The sequence below is a fragment of the Chitinophaga sp. CF118 genome, from assembly GCF_900112615.1.
In the GTDB taxonomy this organism is placed as follows: Bacteria; Bacteroidota; Bacteroidia; order Chitinophagales; family Chitinophagaceae; genus Chitinophaga.
The window spans coordinates 268759-294296 of sequence record NZ_FOMK01000002.1; the positions used below are offsets into that span (position 1 = coordinate 268759).

A 25538-nucleotide genomic window follows, 5' to 3' on the forward strand; every position below is an offset into this window, starting at 1 on the left:
AAACCGGTGAATACAATATGAAAAAACTAATTTCATACTACAGGATTGTCTGTTTATGTTTCCTGCTCCTCCTGACTACCGGAGTATATTCCCAGACCAAATTATTCCAGGTAACAACAGCAGCAACGAATCCTGGCGATGCTGTGCTAATAAGAGGTGAGTACCTGGATAAAATTACGAAGATACAGGTGAGCCGGCTGACTGATGATAACGTAGATAATATATTGCCTGCATATGTTCCATTACCCAGAGAAGATGCAGGGCCAGATTATGGTGGTACAGATAAAAAAGTAGCCATCCCTCTGGAAAATAAGAGTATTACGGTGGATGGCCTTCAACGAAATTCACAATCCATTAAATTCATTGTTCCCATCAGCTATCAGCAGGGAGTATACAGTGTGAGATTAACGGATAGTGACAACCACATTACCGGCTTTTATGTCAATGTTCCCAAGGTGAACTGGGTGATTAGTGAAGAGGGGCTAAAAGTAACTGCTGGGAGTAACTTACGCATCCAGGGGAAGAATTTACTCAGGAAAGGTGCAACAGGTCAGGTAGTCATCATTTCTGCAGATAAAAAACATATTATAAGAGCAGCAGTGGCCAATGCTTTTGATGATTTCTCTGTTAATGTAAATATTCCGGGTAGTACACCATCGGGCAACTATGATTTATATTACCATAACGGGTTAGGCGGAAAAACAGCCTGGAGTACTCCGCTGCAGGTAGTTGTTGTAAGCCCGTCGACAAACAAATGGGACCAAAAGACCTTCAATGTAAAAGATTATGGTGCAAAAGGGGATGGCGTAAACGATGAGACGGGCGCATTCCAGAAAGCTATTGCCGCTGTAAAACAACAAGGAGGGGGAACTATAAACGTACCAGCGGGACGTTATATGTTAACAGATGCATTAATCCTTCCGCCCTTTACCATGCTCAAAGGTGCCTCCCAGGAACTCACCCAGTTGTTCTGGAACCCGGCAAACTGGGCAACCGGCAAGATGCCTGCCAGCCTTATCAGCGGAACGCATCATTTTGCTATCAAAGACCTGAATATATCAGCTACCAGAGCGTGGGGTATCATTATGCAAACAGGGCCAACTGAAGAACAAAGTAATGTAACCCTTGAAAACCTTGTTGTCAAACAACCCGCTCCGACGGAAGCTTCCTCATTCCAGGTACAAGCCAATATGATGGCTGCAAAAGTAGAAATGGACAGCAAGTGGTTCAAAACCGGGATTTTACTGCGGGGAAACAATTTGAAAGTCAGGAACTGTTCATTTAATTGTAATGGGATGTACAACTTTGTCGCTGCCAGCGGTTTTATACAACATTGCAGATTCGAAAAAAGTGGAAGCGACAAAACTTTTATGGCCGTTCATCCCAAAGGCTTAATATTCGAAGATTGTTATAAACAGATGAACGGTTACGGCTATGCCACCTCTATCGATGAAAGTAATAACCTGTACGAAGCCCGCAATGTTATTCCTTTCAACTATATCAATGACCGGGAAGTTATGACGTTCGATGGGGGCAGCGGAGCTTATGCAGGGCCTGTTGCAGATGTAAAAGGTAACACCATTACACTTCCATCCGGCGCGATTACCAATCAATGGACGCCCAATAAATGGATTGGGGGTGGCGTATTCATTCTTGAAGGAAAAGGTGCCGGTCAGTACCGGCGGATTGTAAGCCATACACTGGATGTTATCCAACTGGATCAGCCCTTCCTGGTAGATCCTGATGCAACGTCTGTGATCAGTATCACTACTATTCGTAAAAACCTTTTTTTTATTGATAATGATGTTGCTGATGGAGGCGCCTATCAATTCTATGGTTCCGCAGAAAACTGTGTGATTTCCGGGCTTAAAATGCGCAGGTGCATTGGCATAATCGGACGTGGTTCCCTGATTTATAAGGGTCGGCAACCTAATTGGTATATTGATATTGTTAATTGTGAATTAAGAGAAGGTAATAATAATGTTCCAAAGGTGGCCGTGAAGACTAAAGTTTCCAGTTATCAGAATATTAATATCGTAGGCTCCGGCGGAATAGCAATGAATATCGGAACGTTAGTGCGACGGAATAAATTATTTGATTTCAGCTATATCCGCACTTCCCCCGGATCTAATCCCAACGCAATAACCGATGTTATTATCGAAGATAATAGCTTTACCAATGCAGATAAAGCCATTTCTCTTGGTGGATCAAGTAACATGACTTCCAATGTACTCATTCATAATAATCATTATAAAAATGTGAATAAACAGGTGGATTTCAATACGGGATTGAAACCTGAAAGTTATCTGATACTGCAGGATGGTTTGAAACCTTAGGTTGCAGATGCGGCAGCCGGAAGGGTATTGCTTGTAGATGAAATGTATCAATGAGAGGCATAAAACAACACCATATTATTTTATAACCGGTAGCACAATTCTTTTACAAAGATGGTACCTTAGCTTTTCATTTATTTGGAATAATGCTTAGACCTGTTTTTAAAAAAGTTGTACTGATAACCGGTATATTGTTTGCCGGTTACTTCGCAAATGCTCAAACAGTATCAGTGCCTGAAAATACACATCCGGAATGGTCTGCTCCTTATCAGCCATTTCGTATTGCCGGTAATCTGTACTATGTTGGCTCCTACGATCTGACAAGCTATCTGATAACTACATCAGAAGGAAATATACTTATTAATACAGGGCTTGCTGCTTCGGCAGATATGATAAACAAAAACATTGAAACATTAGGATTCAAGCCTGCCGATACCCGTATATTATTGACTACACAAGCACATTATGATCATATGTCCGGAACAGCAGCTATTCAGCGCCTTACCGGCGCGAAAATGATGGTTGACAGAGGAGATTCATCAGTAGTGGCGGATGGAGGAAAGTCTGATTACGCCCTGGGCACTACATATGAACCCGTAAAGATTGACCGGCTACTGAATAATGGAGATACTATAAAGTTGGGAGATGTACGGCTGATAATGCTCCATCATCCTGGTCATACAAAAGGCTCCTGCAGTTTTCTGTTTGATGTTAAGGATGAGCAAAGATCATATCGTGTATTAATAGCCAATATGCCCACTATTGTTACAGAGAAAAAGTTTACAGAAATACCTGCATACCCGGGAATTGCCAGCGATTATGCATATACCCTTCGCGAAATGAAAAAATTATCCTTCAATATATGGCTTGCTTCACATGCCAGCCAGTTCGGACTTCATACCAAACATAAACCCGGCGACAAATATAATCCTGCTGCGTTTATGGATAAAGCCGGGTATGATGCGGAACTGAAGGATTTACAACTTCAGTTTTCCAAAAAAGTAAAGGAGAAGTAGACAGCTTCATACCAATCATACCTATATGAAAATCATACAGGTATGATTGGTGCGGAGATTTTCGTTATAACAAGATCACTTAGCCGAACAGCATAACATTACTATCGTTTTAATTCATACTCATTATTCCCTCTGTTTACATCAGGATAAACCTGTCCGGGGTCAATAACGACTTTGGAAACAACTTCATTTTTGTTGGCAGCAAAAGTATATGAAGCGCTGTTCTCCCATATTTCTACAGGGAAAGACCTCTGCTCGTGTGAGCCATTGACATATGTTATATCAACTACAAGTGGCATCGCTGCTCTTTCAATATTTTCAATTGTTATAAGGGTCTTATTCTTAGCAGCATTTTCAACTTTCGCAATCCTTTGATCCAATTTGAAATTTTCCATAAACACGGATTTCCAAAACCATGTCAGATCTTCACCTGCAGAAGCGTTCATACTTCTAAAAAAATCCCAGGGAGTTGGATGTTTATATGCCCAGTCACGTATATATTTTCTGAAAGCATGATCAAACCTGTCGGCTCCAAGAATCTCATTGCGTAACAACGCCAGCAGATAGGCTACTTTCTGATATTGGATGGGATACACCTGATTACCTGGTATTACATCAGGACGCGTTAAAATAGGTACAATTGTGTCCGCAAAAAGTGCTGTGACAGGCATATCAATTTCTGCATAACCAATGAATTCTCCTTTATTAAATTCTTTGGTTGCCATATTATCTATAAAAAGATTAAAGCCCTCATCCATCCATGCATATTTGCGCTCATTGCTGCCAACTACCATCGGAAACCAGGTATGACCTAATTCATGATTTACTACTGCCCAATACATGTTACCTGTATCTTTGGCAGAACAAAACACCATACCGGGGTACTCCATTCCATCCAGGTTAGATGCAACATTTACAGCTTTGTTAAATGGATAAGCAAACCACTTCCGGGAAAAATACTGTAATGTAAATTTGATGTATTCCGCAGATCTTGACCAACTGTTACGTTTCTCAGATTCTACAGGATACAATGAACTACCCATAACAGATTTCCCATCCCCTAACCGGAAACCTGATGCTTCCCATATGAATGATTTGGAAGCTGTCCACGCAAAATCCCTTGTACGATCCATCCTGAACTTCCAGGTACATGTGGGCTTCGCTGGTCTGGAAGACGCTTCCAATACCTCTTTTGCAGATCTGATAAACACTCGCTCAGAACTTTCTTTAGCAGATTGCCATCTCTTAAGCTGAACAGGGGTTAAAACTTCTTCAGGATTCATCAAATCACCGGACGCTTCTACGAGGTACGATGATGGTAATGTTATGTTCACCTGAAAATTACCAAAGTCAAGATAAAATTCTCCATTGCCAAGATATGGCAATGTGTTCCACCCTTCTACATCATCTAATACGCACATTCTTGGATACCATTGCGCTACAGCATAAATATTGCCATTCTGAGATGGCAGAATATCTGTTCTGTTAACCTGAAAATCAGCATTCTTATAATTAACAGGAAAGCGATAACTATAATGGATACGGAAGGTTAATTTCTGCCCTTTCTTTAGTGGTTCAGAAAGCGACAATTTCATTCTCGTATCATATACATCGTAAGTAATATCGCCCGTGTTATTTTTCACGGCCTCAATTTCAAATCCCCCATCCTTTACCTCCTCATCAGGATTCTTGTACTGAAACAGTCCTGACAATATTCCCCTGGAATTTTTCTTATAAACGTTCTGATCCAATTGCACCCATAACGAAGAAAGTGCCTGGGGACTATTATTGGTATAAGAGATTGTTACAATCCCTTTAATCAGGTTTTGCTGATCATCGAGAGTTGCATCGATTACATAATCTGACTGGTTCTGCCAGTATGCGGGCCCCGGTTCTCCGGTAGCCGTGCGGTATTCATTACCGGCAGGTAAAAGCGGAAGTGCCGGAAACAATGCTGAAGGATTATACCTGGACTGACCAGATGATACATGACAGGTAAAAATCAGGAAAATAATGGTTGTAATCCTTATAAATCTCCTGTTACGAAAGAATATATCCATGTAGTAAGTAGGTTTACGAATATTTAATTAAGAACGATTATTTAACCCTCTTTTTTGTATAAAACCGCCAGCATTCATTTACCAGAGCATACTTTGACAACATAGATTCGTAAAATGGCTCAGTATAAATACGCCTTCATATAAGTCCATTCACATATTTCCAGCTAAAGCAAGGAAAAATACAGGGGCAGATATCAATGAATACGGTTTACATAGATTGATATAAATATAATAAAAAGTAAGGATGTTGCTAATATTTTAGTAAAGCAAAAAGCCGTCCCGGTAATACCAGGACGGCTTTCTTATTATTGAGCTTTTAAAATAACTCACCTTGTATATTTCCTTCATCCGGCTCTTCTTCATCAGATGCCAGGTCTGCACTGATCAACTCCTCTCCTGCTATACGGGTTCCTACCGTTTTCCAACCGGTTACTTCCACAAACTCTGACAGGTCTACTTCTTCTACATCCGGGTTACGTTTCTTACCGCTGCTTAACAATACGATTGGTTCAGCATGGGTAGTGATAAACTCCAGGTAGTTACCTTTGCCTTCTTTAATAAAGAGGAACTTATTGTTCAGCGTTTGTGTTTCTATATAGAAGCGCTTGGCATTGAACTGTTTCTTATCCGCATCATAATAGATGGCTGATACAACCTTTTCGGGATTGAATTTCTCAATGTAGATCACATCATCTGCTTCGTAACGGTTAGTGAGTTCAAAGTTGGTGAGTTCATAATGCCCGTTCTTGAATGCTACAAAGATCTTATCCTCTCCGTCAAAAGCACCTATATATATGCCTCTTTCTTCTGTATTCAGGCGGCCCATTTTCTCATCGTACCAGAGCTTCAGACCAGACAATGTAGATACCCCTTTCTCTTTGAACTTTACATTCTTGATCTGGTATTTAGTAACCTGGTTCCCCATTGAATTACGGCCCTTGATAGCGATTGTTTCAAAGTACAGATCAAACTCTTTATTACGCGCCGGACTATTAGGACTTAGTCTGATACTTACAACTTCTGCTTCTCCGTTAGAGTTGGCAGTGAAGTAATGTACTTTGGAATTTTTCTCTCCTTTGATAGTGAGATCGTATTCCTTATCGCGTGTAATACCTGTTACATTAAAACGTTTGGCATAACTGATTCCGCTTTTACCATCTACGTAAATCATATTGTACGTAGTACGTTCATCTCCTTTGCGGAAAATATCGATATGAATGATATCCTTGCCCACAAAGGTTTTATCAGATACTTTGGTAATGAGCATCTTACCATCTCTGCGGAAAACGATGATATTATCAAGGTCCGAACAATCAGCTACAAACTCATCCTTTTTCAGGGAGGTGCCAATGAAACCATCTGCACGATTCACATAGATCTTAGTATTGGCCATAGCCACCTGCTGCACCTGGATGGTATCGAACGTTTTGATTTCGGTAATACGTTCACGTCCTTTGCCATACTTCTTCAGAAGGTTTTCGTAGTAGCTTACTGCAAAATCTACCAGGTTTACGAGGTCATGTTTTACCTGCTTGATATCAGCTTCAATACCTTTGATCTGTTCATTCAGTTCATTGATATCGAGGCGGTAGATACGACGTACAGGCTTTTCTGTCAGTTTAACGATATCCTCACGCAGAATTTCTCTTTTCAGTTGCTTTTTGTAAGGGTTGAATCCTTTGTCGATCGCAACCAGTACTGCTTCCCAGTCTTTATGTTTCTGCTCAAGTTCCTTATAGATCTGCTTTTCAAAGAAGATCTTTTCCAATGAGGTATAATGCCATTTGTCTTCCAGTTCTGCCAGTTTTATCTGCAGCTCTCTCTTCAGCAGTTCACGGGTAAAGTCTGCCGAGTATCTCAACAGGTCAGACACAGTGATAAAACGGGGTTTATCCTCTACGATCACACAGGCATTGGGAGATACTGAGATTTCACAATCTGTAAATGCGTATAAGGCATCAATCGTGATATCCGGAGAAATACCGGGAGCCAGCTGCACTTCGATCTCTACATCTTTAGCAGTGTTATCCACTACTTTCTTGATCTTGATCTTACCACTGTCGTTGGCTTTTACGATAGACTCCATTAGCGCTGTAGTGGTTACGCCATAAGGCACATCCTTTATCAGCAGTGTCTTTTTGTCCTTTTCTTCAATATGAGACCTTACACGTACTTTTCCTCCACGTTTACCATCGTTGTAATTCGCGACGTCTACCATACCTCCTGTGATGAAATCAGGAAACAATTCGAACTTCTTGCCACGCAGATATTTGATAGATGCTTCTATCAGCTCTATAAAGTTGTGTGGTAATATTTTGGTAGACAATCCCACCGCAATACCTTCTGCTCCCTGTGCCAGCAGCATCGGGAACTTCATAGGCAATGCCAGAGGTTCGTTTTTACGACCGTCGTAACTTAACTGCCAGGTGGTGGTTTTAGGGTTGAAGCCTACGTCCAGCGCAAACTTAGACAGGCGGGCTTCAATATAACGGCCGGCTGCCGCACCATCTCCTGTACGTACATCTCCCCAGTTACCCTGTGTATCTATCAGCAGATCTTTCTGCCCCAGGTTTACTATCGCATCGTTGATAGAGGCATCACCATGCGGATGATATTGCATTGTAGAGCCCACAATGTTGGCCACCTTATTAAAACGGCCATCATCCATTTCCTTCATTGCATGCAGGATACGGCGTTGTACGGGCTTCAGCCCATCTTCCACGCCGGGTACCGCACGCTCCAGTATCACGTATGAAGCGTAATCCAGAAACCAGCTTTCATACATTCCTCCAATGTGAATAATGTTCTGTAAGGAATCGTCTGTTGGTTGTGTATTATCGATGTCGCTCATAAATTTATTTATTGATCATCTTTTCAAAGTCTTCTCTCCATACACGTACAGAATCTTTCTGTACATCTTCCAGTGAGTTTAATTCTATAAAACAGCAGTCTGTTACCGCAATAAACTGATGCCATACATTGATAGGTACTTCTATCCTTGCAGGGGCATCTGCATACAACGTTTCTATTTCGCTGCCACCCAGCGGACACCAGTGGATAGCTGCTTTCCCGCTGAAAAGAAACAGGATCTCCGGGTTCTTATAATCACTATTGCCTTCATGATAATGCTGGCCACTACTGCTGCCGGCTTTGCGATAACAAAGTATAAAATCACCGGTACGGTCTGAGAACCACTGATAATTGCTTCCTCTGTCATCTTCTCCAAAAAGCTGTATAGGCGTTATCTTTATCATGCTGGTAATTTCACTTCGAAGTCACGGATCGTTTTCAATTCCCCTTTGCTTTCTATTTTCTCCTGTTTGATCAGCTCCTTCAGCCGCCAGCCAAGAAATTGATCCATTACAGGATATTTCAGCTTGCCGGTAACGAGACCTATCACTTTAAATGCTTTCTGGAATTCAGCTGTTACCTGGGATAACAATTCCTTATCATAAAAGACAGTAGGTTCTCCTTTAATCTTCTTTCCTCCTTCCAGTAAACGGATGCCGGCATTCTCATTCATCATACGGCTCCATTCATCTCCATCTATTTCAAACTCCGCCAATGAAACAGGACGTGCCAGTTTTTTAGCTTTCAGGAATTCCTTAGGAATGATCTGATGCAGGTGAGTGGGGTAAAATAAGCCGCCTTTCTCATTCAGGAATGGCAGGTTATTCAGGTACAGGATATGAATACGGCCTGCAAAGTCATACATCTGACTGATCAGCCAATAATAACCACATACATCACGGGCGTTCTGTCCTGCCCAGATCCATACTTCCTGTTCAGGCTCAGCTTTCAGCAATGCTTTTAACTGACGGAACTTTTCGAAATCCCCGTTATCTTCTTCAGGAGCTACTTCCGCTCCTTCTGCTACTACAGGTACCTGTGCTCCTGTAAGCTGATTCCACCACTGTTTACGGCCAGATTGCCCGTCTTTCGTGTCCAATATAAACAATGGGCCGACTGACAAGTCATCCTCAAAATAAAGTACCTCTCCCTTCAATGTCTCGTCCAGTTCAAAAGCGCCACTGAGTGCAGTTGCAGACGACTCGCCAAATACGATATGCACTAATTCCATATTAATCTATTATATCTTTTTCATAACGCAGGTTCCCGATGATGAACTCCTGACGTGTTTGTGTGTTTTTACCCATATAATATTCCAGCAGTTTCTGGATATGAGTATCCTTGGAAAGAATCACCGGTTCAAGTTTCATATCATCACTGATAAAAGTACCGAATTCGTCAGGGGAGATCTCTCCCAACCCTTTGAAACGGGTAATCTCCGGTTTTGATCCCAGCTTTTTGATCGCTCTCTGCTTTTCTTCATCACTATAGCAGTAAATAGTTTCCTGCTTGTTACGTACCCTGAATAATGGTGTTTCAAGGATGTACAGGTGACCATTCTTTACCAGGTCGGGGAAGAATTGCAGGAAGAAAGTGAGCAACAATAAACGGATATGCATACCATCTACGTCGGCATCGGTAGCCACCACAATCCTGTTATAACGTAATCCTTCCAGCCCTTCTTCTATATTCAGCGCATGCTGTAACAGGTTGAATTCTTCATTCTCGTATACAATCTTTTTGGTAAGCCCGAAACTGTTCAGTGGTTTACCCCGCAAACTGAATACGGCCTGTGTTTCCACATTACGTGATTTGGTAATGGAACCACTGGCAGAATCACCTTCCGTAATGAAGATGGTTGTGTTCAAACGCCTGGTTTCCAGATCACCTTTATCTTTACCGCTGATCTCTTCGTTCAGATGCATCCGGCAATCGCGCAGTTTGCGGTTATGCAGATTGGCTTTTTTAGCCCTTTCATTTGCCAGTTTCTTGATCCCTGCCAGATCCTTACGCTCACGTTCACTCTGCTCAATACGCTTTTTCATCGCTTCTGCGATAGAAGGATTTTTGTGCAGGAAATCGTTCAGGTGTTTAGACAGGAAGTCAAGTACAAACGCTTTCACGGAAGGACCATCTTCAGATACCACCAGAGAACCAAGTTTGGTCTTTGTCTGCGATTCAAATACAGGTTCCTGTACCCTGATAGAAACAGCCGCACAAATGGAAGCACGGATATCCGTAGCATCATAATCCTTCTTATAGAACTCGCGGACGGTTTTTACGAATGCTTCACGGAAAGCGGCCAGGTGAGTACCACCCTGGGTGGTATGCTGACCATTTACAAAGGAATAATATTCCTCGCCGTAAGAGTTTTCATGTGTAATAGCAACTTCAATATCCTCCCCCCTCAGGTGAATGATAGGGTAACGCAGATCTTCCTCATTGGTTTTACGCTGCAACAGATCCAGCAAACCATTTTTGGAGATATATTTCTTATCGTTGAAATTAACGGTGAGCCCGGCATTCAGGAAGCAATAGTTCCATATCTGGTTTTCCAGGAATTCCGGGATGTAGCGGTAGTTTCTGAAAACGGTATCATCCGGTACAAAAGTAACCAGCGTACCATTGGGTTCTTTGGTAGCGGTTTCCTTGTGTTCTTTCACAAGTACGCCACGTTCAAATTCAGCTACTTTGGCGCGGCCTTCACGGAAAGATTCTACTTTGAAATAGCTGGAAAGGGCATTCACTGCCTTGGTACCCACACCATTCAATCCCACCGACTTCTGGAAAGCCTTGCTGTCGTACTTTGCACCTGTATTGATCTTACTCACTACATCCACCACCTTTCCCAAGGGAATACCACGACCAAAGTCACGGATGGTAACATTATGTTCTGTTACCTTTATTTCCACCTGTTTACCGTATCCCATGGTATGTTCATCAATACAGTTATCTACCACCTCTTTCAGCAGGATATAGATACCATCGTCCATACTGGCACCATCTCCGAGTTTTCCAATGTACATACCGGGGCGAAGCCTGATATGTTCCCGCCAGTCGAGCGACCGGATTGAGTCTTCGGTATAGGCCGCGGCAAAGAGTTCTTTCTTATCTGTACTAGCCATAATATTATAGAAATTCCAATTTACAGTTTTACAAGTTTCCGGATTTCAACGCGCCATCTATACCACGTTTCCAAGATTGGTCAAATGAGGCATTCCTGTCCGGCGTAGCAATATTACTAAATCTTTTAGCAAAATCCGGTTGCTGGCAAAAATACAGGTTTCATTGTATCATCCCAAGTAGAATTTATACACTATGCTTAATTTAATGAAAAGCAATTCATTATCAAACAGTAAAACCGGCCGGCAGTCACCTGTATATTTACATAAACCAAAGAACGTGACAAGAATAATGCAGTATTTTTAATTTTAATACGGCTTACCAATTTATTGTTTAAAGATTAAAAAAATTTATTCACAAAAGTTATTCACAAAATTCGTTTTATATAACTAAATCTTTTATATTTACAATCAATCGTCTTGTCGCTAACATCTATGTCCTAAACTATGAAAACATCCAGTTTTATCCTATTACTATGCGTGCTTTTTGTAGCACTCCTCCTTACTTTCCTGGTTAGAAAAGAGCAACGCTCAATTAACAAGCTGAGTAATACCTTCATCAGATTGCTGAGGAAATTTGATTCCTGGCAGATGATGCGCTAAACACTATTCCTTAACAAGATATTTTTCTATCCCTATGAGAATCAGTTTAATATTCAAGCTGGCTTGTCTACTAATTGCTTCAATGGTATTAGTTGCTCACTTGCTGCGCAAAACCTTTCAAAGGTTCAGCACAGGCAAGGGCAATGTATCCAACTGATAATCAGTAACACAAGACCTTTGATCGGGTAGCAGAGACAAAAAGTGTCCCTGCTGCCCATTTTTTTTGCTATGCCCATAAAAAAACCGACTCCGTGAAAGTCCCTTAACAGAAGACCTCTACGGAGCCGGATTTATTAAAATTCAGCTATGTGGATTAGCGGTTGTAATATTTGTTCACGGCATCTGTACGGCTACGTACATGCAGTTTTTCATAGATGTTGTGTACATGCCTTCTCACTGTTTCAATACTGATAAACAGGTTACTCGCAATTTCTTTATACAGGAAGCCTTTTGACAACTGATCAAGGATCTCTTTTTCGCGGGAAGTCAATGCTTCAAGCGCCGGATTAGGCTTAGCCTGTTTCTGGAAATAAGCTACTACCCTTCTGGCAATCTGCGAACTCATAGGAGAACCTCCTTCATGTACATCACGGATAGCTTCCAGCAATTCCCCGGGAGGCGTTTTCTTTAAAATATATCCGCTTGCGCCAGCCTCCAGTGCCTGGAATATCTTATCGTCATCCTCATAAACAGTCAGCATCATAAAATGCATGTCCGGAAACTCTGTTTTTAACTTTGCAATGCATTGAATACCATTCATTCCTCCCGGAAGATTGAAATCCATAAGCACTACGTTGGGCAACAAACTTGGAATCTGTTCTACGGCTGTTTCCCCATTGTTAAAAGCACCAATACAAGCATAACCATCCGAGCCATTAATTAACAATTCCATGGCTGTACGGATATCATAGTTGTCTTCAACAATTGCCACGGATATGACATCCATGTTATCCTGCTTCTTTTTTGAGTATACAGTCATTTAATATCAGTTATATTGTTACAAAAAAGGCTTTCACAATAACACATCCATGTTATTATACAAATCTATATTAAATAAGTGGTATATCTAGTAAAACTATCGTTCCGTTGTCCGAAGTAATCTCTGCATGTCCTCCTACAGATTCCATTCTCTTCTGAATATTTTTCAGCCCGTTTCCAAATAATCGCACCTTTTCCTGATCAAACCCTTTGCCATTATCCTTCAGCAGGATAGTCATATTCTGCTGCATCTCGATCCGGATCACCACTTCAGTTGCTTTTGAATGTTTCACTACGTTGTGTAGTGATTCTTTTACTGCTAAATAAATATTCCGGCGGGTACCTCCACTCAGTTTAATATTAGGAATACTTTCAGGAATAAAGAACTGGTGCCTGATATTGGCATGTTCCAGGAAATCTGCCGCAAAACTCCGCATATATGCAATCAGGTTCTCCAGCGAATCATTGGAAGAATTCATTGCCCAAATGATCTCACTCATTTTATCTACCAGTTCTCCTGCTGCTTCTGAAATACGCTCCAGCTCTTTAGTCTGTGAGCTATCCTGCAATTTACGCTTGGCTATTTCACTCAGTAAACGGATAGTAGATAATCCCGAACCAAGGTCATCATGCATATCACTGGAAATACGCGCCCGTTCCTGGTCTACCGCCTGCTCTTTTTCCAGTTTCAGCTTCTCATGACGGATCTTATAATCAAGATATAGAGTTGAGAAATAATACGCCACGCCTAACAATAATAAAAGCAGGAGAAAACGGAACCATAATGATTGCCAGAAAGGTATTTTTATTACAATCTCTAATGTAGTCGGTGTTGCATTCCAGATATCATCATTATTTGATGCCCGTACATTAAAAGTATAAGTACCCGGGCGCAGATTGGTATAACGTGCCATCCGGAAAGCCCCCGCCTGTACCCAGTCTTCATCTGCTCCATCCAGTTTATACTGTACCTTGTTCTTTAAAGGATTGGTATATTCCAAAGGCACAAACTCAATCGCAATTGTATTATGATTATAAGGAAGTTCTATCCGTTTGAGTAGTGACAGCGCTGTATCAGATTCATATGGTTTATCCAGCACTTCCATCCGCATGATCACTACTTTCGGTCTGGATGGGTTGTTCTTAAAATCCTTCGGATAAAAGCCATTCACACCACGGATCCCACCGAAGAAAAGCTCTCCGTCGAGCGACTTAAAAAACGCGCCTGTATTAAACTCATTGGATTGTAATCCATCTTCATAATTAAACGTAGTGATCTCATCATCCACAGGATTGATCTGGGATAATCCCTTATTATGACTCACCCATATACGATCTTTATCATCCAGTAATACACCATAAAAATAATCGTTGATCAGGGAAGGATAATCGTAACTGTTATAATGCTTGAGTACGTGGTTGTTTTCATCCAATACAAACAATCCTTTAGAAGTGGCGAGTAACAACCGTTTGCTTGCATTTTTATTGATTGATTTTACAATAGTTCCCTGTGGCAACGGAATCACTTCCCAACGGGAACTGCTTACCTTTTGAACATATACAGCCGATTTGGTGCCTACATATTTATTACCCAGAAAATCTTCGTAATAAGTGGTCAGCGTCTCATCCGGAAATTCATGTACAATGGCTACCTGGTAACTTTTATCTGTTGGTACAATCTGTAAAAGGTAACATCCATAATTAAAGTATACTTCTCCGGTGGTACGTTTAAAAAGGAAAGGGTAATTATCTTCCTGCGGTGGCATGCCCAGCGCCTTCACGATCTTTGTAAGATTATCAAACTTCCTGGTATGCACATTAAACAGACCGATGGACATATCAGAGAAATGGAACCACAGATGTTCAAAGTCTTCCCGGCAAATAGCGTTCAGGTTAGCACCCGGAAAAGGAGCAGGTCTGTCTTCATTGGGTAACCGTTCCAGGAACTTGCCTCCATTTTCATAAATATCCAGGCCGTCGTTCATCAGACCCACATACAATTTACCATCATCATGTTTGTACACGGAACGCACCATATTATGCGTAGTAAAAGGAGAACGGTAAAGGTTAAATACCTTCTTGTTGGGAGAGTATTTTTTAATCCCGTCACCATCTGTTCCCACCCACATATTATCCGACGCATCGCGGTACAAATAGGTTACAATATTCCAGGAGCGTGCTTCTGAACCATTGAAGCTCACTATATGATTGATCACCTCATTCCGGCGCACGTTATATACGATCACACCATCACTTCCTCCTATCCACACATTGCCGTTTTGATCCAGTTCCATGCAAAAAGGCGCGAAAGTCTGATCCTTTTCATGCTGCTGCACCAGCGGCAGGTCAGTATATTTATTAAGTTTCTTATTGAAGATCACGATATGCCCCCTGCTGGCAATAATCAGGGAATCTTTGTTCAGGTTGCGCAGTACTGCATGACTGGTAATACCTGGCAGGCAGTAAGTGGTAAGCCGCAACGTTTTTGTATCCATTGCATGCAACTCTCCTGGCTCAAAATTCATCCAGATAGTATTACCATCTTTCAATACTGCCTGTGCAACTAACCCTTTGCGGGTAATGGCAGGCGGATACATGATAACCCGCTTGATACCATATGTGGAGTCGTTCAGTACATATAATCCTTTCATGGGTCGCCATACCCAAAGACTATGTGTTACTGTATCTTCTCCCAGGATGCGGAATTTAACACCGCTGTCCCGTTCTGCATTATTTGCCCAAACGGTATCTTCCAGCCTGGTTTTTTCAAAAGAGTTCTTGTATTCATCATATACACTGATCCCGTAATTATGAGTGAGTATCAATTGCCTCCTCCTGTTCCGGTACAGCGAATAACCTTTATATCCTTTCAGCGCAAACCGGTTAATAAGGGCACGTCCGCCGGTATTGGACCTCACACCCAGGTTTCCCTTGCCCTGCCCGTCAATAGCCTGCAAACTGGGGTTAAAACGATATTCATTAAACACATAACCATCAAACCTGTTTACCCCATCGTGTGTACAAATCCACATAAACCCCTGGTTATCTTCCAGGATATCATAAACAGAATTCTGCGACAAACCCTCATTTACTCCATAAGAATCAAAGATATAAGGCTTTTCCTGTGCATGTAACACAGTCACTGGTAAGATGCATAGGAAAGACAATAAAATAATTCTCGTTATCTGCGCCGGCGATTGCAATGATTTAATAGTATTATTATGGAGGTTAGTAATTAGCACCCACTGAGTCACAAAAAACGCAGTACTTGCAAATATATAAATCTACTTCACACTTTCGTATGATTTTGTATTTTTCTTGTCATACAACTTAACCATAAATTATCACAAAATGGTATCTATAAAAAATTACCTGGGTTTTACACTACCACTTTTACTATTGTTAACTGCGGCAACAGCGCAGGATTCATATGTTATTCATATGCTGGAAACCCCTCCCATTAAAAGTATCCGCGGTATGAGCGCTGTAAACGACTCCGTATTATGGGTATCAGGCACTGAAGGGAAAGTTGGTTTCACTACAAACAGGGGAAAACAATGGAATTGGATGTCAGTTCCAGGTTATGATACATGCGACTGGCGCACAATTATTGCATTCAGCAGTCAGCGGGCGCTGCTGTTGAATGCAGGCGAACCAGCAAGAATTGTATTAACTACCAATGGAGGAAAAACCTGGAATCAGGTTTATTACAACGATACCAAAGGAATTTTCTTCGATGGTATGACTTTCAGGAATGAACAGGAAGGTATGGCTATCGGCGATCCCTTAAATGGCAGATTCACAATCATCTATACTCATGATGGCGGACTCTCCTGGCAACCGGCTGCAACTGAAATACAACCAGTTGCAAAAGATGGCGAGGCTATTTTTGCTGCCAGTAATTCCAGTATAACCAAACTTTCGGATGGTAATGCCTGTTTTGTAAGTGGGGGTACTGTAAGCCGTTTTTTTTCAGGATGGCATCACTGGAAAGCTGTTAACTGGCCTATGATCCAGGGACGTTCCGGTACCGGTGCTTTTTCTGTGGCATTTTATAACCGGCAGAACGGTATTGCAATTGGCGGAGATTATATGAATGATACAATTAAAAGAAATAATTGTTTAATAACGGATGATGCTGGTTTGCACTGGAAAAGCCCCTTGCTGCCTCCGGGTGGATACCGATCCTGTGTAAAATATGTTTCAGCAAAAATATTGATTGCCACAGGTACATCTGGCACGGATCTTTCAAAAGATGGAGGTCTGCACTGGTATAAACTCAGTGATACAGGATTTCATGCAATTGCAGTATCGCCGGGCGGGAAAAGTGTATGGCTGGCAGGAAAAGAAAGAATAGCAGAGCTTGTTGGCAACCCGTGAAAGTAAGGGGTGTTGCGAAAACACCCCCGGCAAAAATTAGGTTAAAGCAAAAAGTATTTTATTATTCCTGAAGATAATAGCTACATTAATCCCTTGTATAAACATTTTCGCCAATGTATTATTTTTAAAGGTAAACGCGGGTTTAATGAGGTCTATCGTAAAACAATGATAAAACAATATTTTTTTGAGTAATTTGAGTTTCGATAAGGATCGGTAATCTATATGTTTCAATTCAGTACGTATGAGTTATACTGACGAAAACAAGGATTTGGGAATTATTAAACGCCAACTATGCAAGTAACAACCTCGTCAGGTAAATATTCGGCCAAGCACTATCCGGATATCATCAAAGAATGGAAAAAAGAAGGTAATTACTTCTATTTTTATACATCAGAAACCATCCTTGAGATCAGGATCATCTCAGATAAAATCATCCGCTTCCGCTATGCATCCGATGGCAAATTTCAACGCGACTTCTCCTATGCAGTAAGCGATCGCCTGGAAGAGTCTCCCGTTAACTTCGGAATTCTTGAATTTGAAGAAACATTCGAACTCTATACCGATGCCCTGCGTGTATTTATAGCACGCGATGATATGCGCCTCACTATTACCGATAAGGAAGGCCACATCATCAACCAGGATGAGATGGGCTTCCACTGGCAGTACTATCTGCAGAAAGGTGGTAAAATTGTGTATTGCAGCAAGCAGGTTCAGGAAGGAGAACGCTTCTTTGGAATGGGTGATAAACCTACCCATCTCAACCTTTTTGAAAAACGTGTTGAAAACTACGGCACCGATGCTTACGGTTATCAGAAAGATACAGATCCGTTATACCGTAACATACCTTTCTACTATGGGCTGCACAAAGGCATGGGTTATGGCATCTTCTTCGATAATACTTTCCGCACCATCTTTGATTTTGGTAAAGAAAGAGAAGGTGTAACCAGCTTCTGGGCAAGAGGCGGTGAAATGAACTACTACTTTATTTATGGCCCTGAATTAATAAAGGTGGCCGAAGCATATACCAGCATTACAGGTACGCCGGAACTCCCGCCTCTGTGGGCACTGGGCTATCAGCAATGCCGCTGGAGTTATTATCCGGATAAAAGAGTGAAAGAAATAGCGGCAGAATTCCGCAAACGTGAAATACCCTGCGATGTAATTCACCTGGACATCGACTATATGGAAGGTTTCCGTTGCTTTACGTGGAGCAAAGAGGGATTCCCTGATCCTGCAGGACTTATAAAAGAACTGGCCGCACAGGGCTTTAAAGTAGTGGTGATCATAGATCCGGGTATTAAGGTAGATCCCGATTATAATATTTACCAGCAAGGTACACAATACGACTACTTCTGTAAGCGGCAGGATGGAGCTTTGATGGAAGGTGATGTGTGGCCGGGCAAGTGTGTTTTTCCCGATTATACCAATCCGGAAGTACGCAAATGGTGGGCCGGGCTCTTCAAAGAATTAGTGGAAACCGGAGTAAGAGGAGTATGGAATGATATGAACGAACCTGCCGTTTTTGAAATGGGAACTTTCCCTGAAGACGTTCGCCATGACTACGATGGAGAAGCCGTGAGCCATAGAAAAGCTCATAATGTTTACGGCCATTTAATGAGTAAAGCTACAGCTGCCGGAATGAGGAAATTCCTGATGCCAAACCGGCCTTTTGTGATATCCCGTTCATGTTATGCTGGTGCACAACGCTGGTCTTCCCTGTGGACAGGCGATAATGTTTCAAGCTGGGATCACCTGTGGCTGGCTTCTATACAGTGTCAGCGCCTGGCTATATCCGGAATCTCTTTTGCAGGCAGTGACATCGGAGGTTTTATTGGTGAACCGGATGGAGAACTCTATTTAAGATGGATTCAGCTGGCGGTATTTCATCCGCTTATGCGTACACACTCTGCGAGTAATGAAACCGGTTTCAACCAGGAACCATGGAGCTTTGGCGCAGAATATGAAACGCTTACAAAGAAGTTCATCCAGTTGCGTTATCAGCTGCTTCCATATATGTACACCACTTTTCAGCAGTACAGCAAATATGGTACGCCTATGCTGAGACCCCTCTCTTTCGTGGCACAGAATGATGAAAAAGCACTGGACCGTTCTCATGAATTTATGATGGGAGATTCATTGCTTGTAGCACATGTATCAGAGCCCGGTATGAAGGAAAAAGAGATTTACCTGCCGGAAGGTAAATGGTACTACTACTTTAACGATACTGTATATATTGGTGCTCAACTTGTCAAAATAGCCACACCACTGGAAGAAATGCCACTCTTTGTAAAAGCAGGTGCAGTGATTCCAAACTATGACAAAATCCAGTATGTAGAACAAAGAGATCTTTCTGAAGAGATGATCCTCCATGTATATTATAGCGATCAGGTAACCAGCAGTTCTCTTTATGAAGATGCCGGAGATCATTATGGATATAAAAATGGACTGTATAATGATATCCGTTTTAAACAGACATCAGACAAGCAGCATTTTGAGTTAAGAAAGAAATTCTTTGGACAATACAAAGCTGCTTACAAACGCCACAGCGTACAGGTTCATGGCTTGCCCTTTAAAGCGAAAGAATATGTGGTAGATGGCAAATCATTCAAACTCACAAACAGTAACTTTGTGAATAATGTTGTAAAGATAGTTGTTGAGCGAAATTTCGAACTCCTTATTATCAAATAATAACAACACTCTTTTATATAAATACAGATCCCAAATTCTCGTAAAGAATTTGGGATTTTTTTGTTTTAACCTCATAATAGTTTTAAAAAAAAGGGCACTTTAGATGGAGATCTTAGTGCCTTTTCATAACCTATGCCAACTTTAGAGTTAATTCAAAAGTAGGCTGTTATAAACTATGCTCAAAATGCCAGACACCCTTATTCATACAATGAACAAAATGAACAGAGCTACTATTAATGAATGAATGAAAAACTGTTAACGGGATGTTACGAAGCGAAAATCTACAGTGATTTCTACATAAAAAATTAACATCCCGTTTAAAAGCGGCATTATTTGTTCATTCTGTCCTTATCGTGCTACATATTGTTAACCATACTCCACGAAATATTCCTAATAATCATTGAAAACCTGTTATACAACATGTTAGGCATACGCGGCATGGTAGTTGTGCCACACTCTACAGAATATACTTAATACGTATAGCGTTAAATGGAACCCATTTTTTTAAACCGTCAAATTTGATTCTTATGGCTGCAGAACAAAGTAATCACTTCACACGCGACCACGAAAAACAGGAAAGGGAACACTCCAACGAGTCTCAAAATCAACATTCCAGCACTACACCTGGGCACAAATCTCAAAGTGACTCCAAGGAAGAACCTGCAAACAGGAAAGACAAACGTGGTTTTGCTTCGATGGATGCGCAATTACAAAAACAGATTGCCAGTAAAGGTGGACGTGCAGCGCATGCACAAGGTGTTGCTCATGAGTTTAATTCTACTGAAGCCCGCGAGGCTGGTCGTAAAGGTGGAGTAGCTGTGAGCAGAAACAGGCAGCACATGGCTGAAATAGGGAAAAAGGGAGGAGAAGCTGCCCACAATAAAAGAAAAAAAGATACCTCACTATAGTAACAATTCCCTCTCTTATTCATTCTAAAACTGTGTATCAAGGACTTTAGAGTCTCTGAAATGAAGCATTATGCCCGTTACAGACTCAAATAAAAGGCTGTATCATACTTTTGGTACAGCCCTTTTTTTATACATTTGTGGCATCTACCTAATGCTAACCATTTTAACATTCTCAAGTTGCAAAAAACATTCTATCCTGTTGCCAATACCTTCCAGAAAATAAAGACATTCCTGATTCCCTACACAGTTATCCTGATCTGCGCACTTTGCATCAAAATTGCTTTTACCAAAGAGGATATTTATTTCTTCATTAATGGTTTACATTTCCATGCAGGTGATATTTTCTTTCCATATGCTACAGAAATGGGCAGTACTGTTACCGCTTTTGTACTTCCCCTCCTGCTGCTCTTTGTAAGCTACAGAAAAAGCTTGTTGCTGGGTAGCAGCTACCTCCTCACCTTGCTGGTCAACGTGCCATTAAAAACACTATTTGAAGCGCCCAGGCCCAAATTATATTTTAGTGCAGTGGCCCGTCCTATCTATTATGTTCCTGATGTAGAAGTATTATCCAATCATTTCAGCTTCCCTTCCGGACATACGGTATGTGCATTTACGGCCGCCGTGGTGCTTACTTATATCACTCCCCGTAAAGTCTATGGTTTTCTCTACCTGTTCCTTGCATTACTGGTGGCATATTCCCGCATGTATATGAGTCAGCACTTCTTTGAAGATGTGACTGCAGGTTCATTCGTGGCAGTATCTGTTACTATATTGTGGCTTTCCTGGTTCGACAAGCAGGCTTTCCTGCAAAAAGACTTCTGGCAAGGCTCTTTAAGCAGGAAAACCGCATAATTTTAGTGTTTGTTTTTTTTCCCGCCGGTACCCTGATGTGGTAAAAAAGCCGGAGGGGCTTTGCGAACAGGAGTAGTGGGTGCAAGAGTATCCAGTTCTTCGGGAGATACGGGTTCTCCTCTTTTGTAGTATTCTTTGGTCATATGACCTTCTTCATCATAAATCTTCCATACGCCATTTCTTACAGAATTGGCATTACGTGGTATTTCTTCCATTTTTTCCTCACCGGTAATCGGATCTATTACCCGGTAAGTATCTTTTTGTCCATCTATATCTACAGCTACAAATGAACCTTCTGCGCTCACCAGCCCATTGGAATAAAAGTACCGGCTGTGGCCATTCAATACTCCATGTTTAAAGGTTTCCTCCGCTATAATACCGCCGGATTCTGCATATTTTTTCCATAATCCTTCTTTCAGATCATTTACATAAGTGCCTTCCCAGGTATAACCGGGTTCTCCCTTAATTTCAGGCATTTGTTCAGACCACGGGCCCTGTTTGTGTTTCTGTGCATCTACCTGGTTGGTTTTTTCCTGCGCAAACGCTCCAAACATCATTAATTGTAAAAAAGAAAATACTATCAGTTTTGTCATAGGTTCATTTGACGCAAGTTAATAAAAAAAAAGCCGGTGCAAAAAGTATGCACCGGCCAAAATCGTATCTTGTCGCTTGTCCTGCCAGAATTACTTACTCAGTTTGATCTGATCTAAACTGGTATTTTTTCCTTTTTCTACAGTTACCCCTGTGAGAGTGGTATCCTTATAGCCATTGGATGCATTTACAAACAAACTATATGTACCAGCTTTCAAACCTCTTAATTTATACTCTCCGTTTTTCCATGGCAAAGCATATGCAGTGTCAGTGTCATTGAAGAGTGTAATTACAGGCCATGCATCTGCAGGTGTAACTTTACCGGAAATGCTACCTGTTTGTTTTGCAGTGAATACGTGGATCACCGGACGCAGGATAAACTTGTTGTTACCAGTTTGAACAACAGAACGATCGATGTCGAAGTCCAGCCACAGACGGAAATTGTCTGTTGTAGTTTCTTCCCATTCGTTATGACGTACCTGTATAACAATACGTACCTGACCGGAAGGTGATTTCAAAGGATAAGTCACACTGTCTTTAACCAGCGAATTGTTGCTGCCCAGTGTAATTACGATCTTTTTTACAATACCTTTTGGTACTACACCATTACCCAGTAAGGTATCTGTACCATTACGGAGAGACAGTACATCATACACTCCCGCGCGGATAGGTAATGAATCCCATACCTGGCAGGAATCTTTGTCGTCGCGATGGTCTTCACCCCACCAGCAACGGTTGTAATCGTTACCAAAATCGTCATTGTCTGTACTGCTGCAAGTGTCGATCAATACTTCCACTTTACGGATATCCAGGAAAACATTGTCAAAATAACCTGGGTTGTCGGTAAAATAAACATTCAGCCTTTGCTGATTTGCTGACATTGTTGTTGATGCAGAATCGTCTTTTTTGCAGGAGTAGACGATGACAGCCAGAAGCATAGTAATTGCCAGCCACCATCCGTTGTTTCGGAGATAGGTTCTCATGATAAAGAATTTGTTTATGGTTAATAAAAAATACTTCCTTAAAAAGTATTCCGGACTATTAAACGTGTGTTACTCGTCTTTAGTACTTTTCTAAGTAGGCATTCTTTAGATTGGCAAAATAAACAAAAGTTTAACAGAGTATAAAATATTTTAAAGTGTTAACAGTCAGGGGTATTGATCAGTTCCTCTTAAAAATAGCCGCTCCAAGCGGCGGAAGCCTTAATTTTATTGTATAATTTTTCCCATTAAAAAATTCCTTTTGGGTAGTAACCGGTGATGTATTCATAACTCCACTTCCAAAAAATTGCGGGGCATCACTATTCAGGATTTCTGTCCAGGTTCCCTCCTCCTCCATGCCAATTAAATAATCCTCCCGGGGTATAGGTGTCATATTCAATACTATCAGCAGATCATCTTCTGGTGCCAGGCCTTTACGTTTATAACCGAGAACGCAATTATCGTAATCAGATATAATCACCCACTCAAAACCATAATATTCAAACTGCTTTGCATAAAGTGCAGGATAAGAAGTATAAAGGTTATTCAATGCCTTTACAAATCGTTGTAATCCCTGATGGGATTCATGCTTCATCAGATGCCAGTCCAGCTCTGAACGGAAATTCCATTCGGATGTTTGTCCGAACTCGTCTCCCATAAACAGTAGTTTGGTTCCCGGGTGCGTGAACATATAACTATACATCAGTCGCGCATTTGCAAACTTCTGCCAGTCATCTCCCGGCATTTTATATAACATAGGAGATTTTCCATGCACTACTTCGTCATGACTAAGCGGTAACATGAAGTTCTCCGTAAAAGCATAAGTGATACTAAAAGTGAGCCTGTCCTGCTCCCACTTACGCAGCAATGGATCCGTTTTAAAATACCTGAGGGTATCATTCATCCAGCCCATCATCCATTTCATACCGAATCCCAGTCCGCCCATAAATGTAGGACGGGATACACCATAGAATGAAGTTGACTCCTCCGCTATCGTCTGCACATCGGGAAAGAGTTTGTAAATAGTTTCATTCATATTTTTCAGGAAAGAAATAGCTTCCAGGTTCTCCGGACCACCATGTTCATTCGGCTCCCAGGTACCTGCGGGACGTGAATAGCTAAGATGGATCATTGATGCCACAGCATCTACCCGCAACCCGTCTGCATGAAACTTATCCAGCCAGAATATCGCATTACTTAATAAGAACGACCGTACTTCATTACGTCCGTAATTAAAAATATAACTGTTCCAGTCGGGGTGAAATCCCTTGCGCATATCTCCATACTCGTAAACATGTGATCCGTCAAAGCGGAATAGTCCATGCGCATCATAAGGAAAATGCGAAGGTACCCAGTCCAGTATCACACCAATACCGGCTTCGTGAAATGCATCCACAAAAGCCATAAAATCCTGTGGGGAGCCATAACGTGAAGTGGGTGCATAATAACCGGTACCCTGGTATCCCCAGGACCCATCAAAAGGATGTTCCATCACGGGCATCAGTTCCACATGTGTAAACCCCATATCTTTTACATAAGGAACCAGCCTTTCAGCTATTTCCTTATAAGAATAAAATACTTCATGATTGGAAGGATCCGGACGGCGCCAGGATCCCAGATGGACTTCATAAACAGAGTAAGGACTTGTTAAACTGTTATGTTTAGCGCGATGATCCATCCACTTTTTATCTTTCCACTTATAATTTAGCTGCCAGGTAACAGAGGCTGTTTTAGGACGAACTTCCCAGTAGTTGGCGTACGGATCTCCCTTTTGCAGTTCTTCCCCGGAATTTGAACGGATAAAATATTTATATCGGGTTCCCTGTTTAACATGCGGAATAAAGCCTTCCCATATACCGGATTTATCCCAGCGGGGATACAAGGTGTGACGGTAATGATCCCAATCATTAAAATCCCCTATTACTGAAATATAAGCAGCATTAGGCGCCCATACTGCAAAGTAGGTACCCGCAATCCCTTCGTATTCCAGGCTATGCGCACCAAATTTTTCATACAGGTGGGCATGTGTACCTGCCTGGAATAATTCAATGTCTTTCGCAGAGAATAACGAAAAGGGCTCTACTGATTGTAAATTCTGCTTTTTTTCTTTTGTCATAACAAGGAAGGCACTAGACATACAAGATAGTTCAAATTTTAGATTTGCAATCCCGTACAAG

Annotated in this window: 17 protein-coding genes; 7 read left to right on the top strand and 10 right to left on the bottom strand. The window is 41.5% G+C overall.

Going from position 1 to position 25538, the window contains the following annotated elements:
- Nucleotides 1-17: 17 nt before the first annotated feature.
- A complete protein-coding gene (locus BM176_RS09370; RefSeq protein ID WP_090102152.1) occupies nt 18-2336 on the top strand; it encodes a glycosyl hydrolase family 28-related protein in 2319 nt (772 codons plus the stop codon).
- A 143-nt stretch (nt 2337-2479) separates the two neighbouring features.
- Nucleotides 2480-3349 (top strand): subclass B3 metallo-beta-lactamase, encoded by an 870-nt coding sequence (gene bla, locus BM176_RS09375; protein ID WP_090102154.1) that lies wholly within the window; start codon nt 2480-2482, stop codon nt 3347-3349.
- A 101-nt stretch (nt 3350-3450) separates the two neighbouring features.
- On the opposite strand, the gene BM176_RS09380 is transcribed toward bla, so the two are convergent.
- The 5 genes from BM176_RS09380 to BM176_RS09400 form a co-directional block, all read right to left on the bottom strand.
- Nucleotides 3451-5409 (bottom strand): M1 family metallopeptidase, encoded by a 1959-nt coding sequence (locus BM176_RS09380; RefSeq protein ID WP_090102156.1) that lies wholly within the window; start codon nt 5407-5409, stop codon nt 3451-3453.
- Nucleotides 5410-5725: 316 nt separating this feature from the next.
- Complete coding sequence (locus tag BM176_RS09385) at nt 5726-8260, bottom strand: DNA gyrase/topoisomerase IV subunit A (protein WP_090102158.1); 2535 nt, start codon at nt 8258-8260, stop codon at nt 5726-5728.
- A gap of 4 nt (nt 8261-8264) precedes the next feature.
- Complete coding sequence (locus tag BM176_RS09390) at nt 8265-8663, bottom strand: hypothetical protein (protein WP_090102159.1); 399 nt, start codon at nt 8661-8663, stop codon at nt 8265-8267.
- A complete protein-coding gene (locus tag BM176_RS09395; RefSeq protein WP_090102161.1) occupies nt 8660-9490 on the bottom strand; it encodes a DUF1835 domain-containing protein in 831 nt (276 codons plus the stop codon). Before BM176_RS09395 ends, BM176_RS09390 begins: the two co-directional genes overlap by 4 nt.
- Nucleotide 9491: 1 nt before the next feature.
- Nucleotides 9492-11384 (bottom strand): DNA topoisomerase IV subunit B, encoded by a 1893-nt coding sequence (locus BM176_RS09400; RefSeq protein WP_090102163.1) that lies wholly within the window; start codon nt 11382-11384, stop codon nt 9492-9494.
- Between the two features lie 444 nt (nt 11385-11828).
- Here BM176_RS09400 and BM176_RS32425 point away from each other — a divergent pair, with 444 nt between their 5' ends.
- The gene (locus tag BM176_RS32425) at nt 11829-11984 is read left to right on the top strand and encodes a hypothetical protein (RefSeq protein WP_177230355.1); all 156 of its coding nucleotides are present in this window, start codon (nt 11829-11831) and stop codon (nt 11982-11984) included.
- A 313-nt stretch (nt 11985-12297) separates the two neighbouring features.
- Here the strand turns inward: BM176_RS32425 and BM176_RS09405 are convergent, their stop codons facing one another.
- On the bottom strand, nt 12298-12963 hold the full coding sequence (locus tag BM176_RS09405) for a response regulator transcription factor (RefSeq protein WP_090102165.1): 666 nt from the start codon (nt 12961-12963) through the stop codon (nt 12298-12300).
- Between the two features lie 70 nt (nt 12964-13033).
- On the bottom strand, nt 13034-16099 hold the full coding sequence (locus BM176_RS09410; RefSeq protein WP_143097762.1) for a sensor histidine kinase: 3066 nt from the start codon (nt 16097-16099) through the stop codon (nt 13034-13036).
- 214 nt (nt 16100-16313) lie between these two features.
- Here BM176_RS09410 and BM176_RS09415 point away from each other — a divergent pair, with 214 nt between their 5' ends.
- The 4 genes from BM176_RS09415 to BM176_RS09430 all read left to right on the top strand — a co-directional run bounded on the left by BM176_RS09415 (nt 16314) and on the right by BM176_RS09430 (nt 21790).
- Entirely contained in the window at nt 16314-17342 is a 1029-nt protein-coding gene (locus tag BM176_RS09415) for a beta propeller repeat protein (protein WP_090102168.1), read from the top strand.
- A 291-nt stretch (nt 17343-17633) separates the two neighbouring features.
- Entirely contained in the window at nt 17634-20030 is a 2397-nt protein-coding gene (locus tag BM176_RS09420; protein ID WP_090102170.1) for a glycoside hydrolase family 31 protein, read from the top strand.
- Nucleotides 20031-20557: 527 nt separating this feature from the next.
- Complete coding sequence (locus tag BM176_RS32720; protein WP_218162172.1) at nt 20558-20938, top strand: KGG domain-containing protein; 381 nt, start codon at nt 20558-20560, stop codon at nt 20936-20938.
- Between the two features lie 177 nt (nt 20939-21115).
- Complete coding sequence (locus tag BM176_RS09430) at nt 21116-21790, top strand: phosphatase PAP2 family protein (protein WP_090102172.1); 675 nt, start codon at nt 21116-21118, stop codon at nt 21788-21790.
- A 2-nt stretch (nt 21791-21792) separates the two neighbouring features.
- On the opposite strand, the gene BM176_RS09435 is transcribed toward BM176_RS09430, so the two are convergent.
- The 3 genes from BM176_RS09435 to glgB form a co-directional block, all read right to left on the bottom strand.
- Nucleotides 21793-22383, bottom strand: coding sequence for a toxin-antitoxin system YwqK family antitoxin (locus BM176_RS09435; protein WP_090102174.1), 591 nt, complete (start codon nt 22381-22383; stop codon nt 21793-21795).
- 90 nt (nt 22384-22473) lie between these two features.
- Nucleotides 22474-23364 carry a DUF4382 domain-containing protein gene (locus tag BM176_RS09440; protein WP_090102176.1) on the bottom strand — a complete coding sequence of 297 codons (891 nt, stop codon included), beginning with the start codon at nt 23362-23364 and terminating at the stop codon, nt 22474-22476.
- A 178-nt stretch (nt 23365-23542) separates the two neighbouring features.
- On the bottom strand, nt 23543-25498 hold the full coding sequence (glgB, locus tag BM176_RS09445) for a 1,4-alpha-glucan branching protein GlgB (protein WP_255373481.1): 1956 nt from the start codon (nt 25496-25498) through the stop codon (nt 23543-23545).
- Between the last annotated feature and the right edge of the window lie 40 nt (nt 25499-25538).

Coding starts and splice junctions, on each gene's coding strand:
- glgB (WP_255373481.1), bottom strand. CDS start 25,498: ATGTCTAGTGCCTTCCTTGTTATGACAAAAGAAAAAAAGCAGAATTTA.
- BM176_RS09395 (WP_090102161.1), bottom strand. CDS start 9,490: ATGGAATTAGTGCATATCGTATTTGGCGAGTCGTCTGCAACTGCACTC.
- BM176_RS09415 (WP_090102168.1), top strand. CDS start 16,314: ATGGTATCTATAAAAAATTACCTGGGTTTTACACTACCACTTTTACTA.
- BM176_RS32425 (WP_177230355.1), top strand. CDS start 11,829: ATGAAAACATCCAGTTTTATCCTATTACTATGCGTGCTTTTTGTAGCA.
- BM176_RS09440 (WP_090102176.1), bottom strand. CDS start 23,364: ATGAGAACCTATCTCCGAAACAACGGATGGTGGCTGGCAATTACTATG.
- BM176_RS09405 (WP_090102165.1), bottom strand. CDS start 12,963: ATGACTGTATACTCAAAAAAGAAGCAGGATAACATGGATGTCATATCC.
- BM176_RS09370 (WP_090102152.1), top strand. CDS start 18: ATGAAAAAACTAATTTCATACTACAGGATTGTCTGTTTATGTTTCCTG.
- BM176_RS09420 (WP_090102170.1), top strand. CDS start 17,634: ATGCAAGTAACAACCTCGTCAGGTAAATATTCGGCCAAGCACTATCCG.
- BM176_RS09380 (WP_090102156.1), bottom strand. CDS start 5,409: ATGGATATATTCTTTCGTAACAGGAGATTTATAAGGATTACAACCATT.
- BM176_RS09400 (WP_090102163.1), bottom strand. CDS start 11,384: ATGGCTAGTACAGATAAGAAAGAACTCTTTGCCGCGGCCTATACCGAA.
- BM176_RS09390 (WP_090102159.1), bottom strand. CDS start 8,663: ATGATAAAGATAACGCCTATACAGCTTTTTGGAGAAGATGACAGAGGA.
- BM176_RS09435 (WP_090102174.1), bottom strand. CDS start 22,383: ATGACAAAACTGATAGTATTTTCTTTTTTACAATTAATGATGTTTGGA.
- BM176_RS32720 (WP_218162172.1), top strand. CDS start 20,558: ATGGCTGCAGAACAAAGTAATCACTTCACACGCGACCACGAAAAACAG.
- BM176_RS09385 (WP_090102158.1), bottom strand. CDS start 8,260: ATGAGCGACATCGATAATACACAACCAACAGACGATTCCTTACAGAAC.
- bla (WP_090102154.1), top strand. CDS start 2,480: ATGCTTAGACCTGTTTTTAAAAAAGTTGTACTGATAACCGGTATATTG.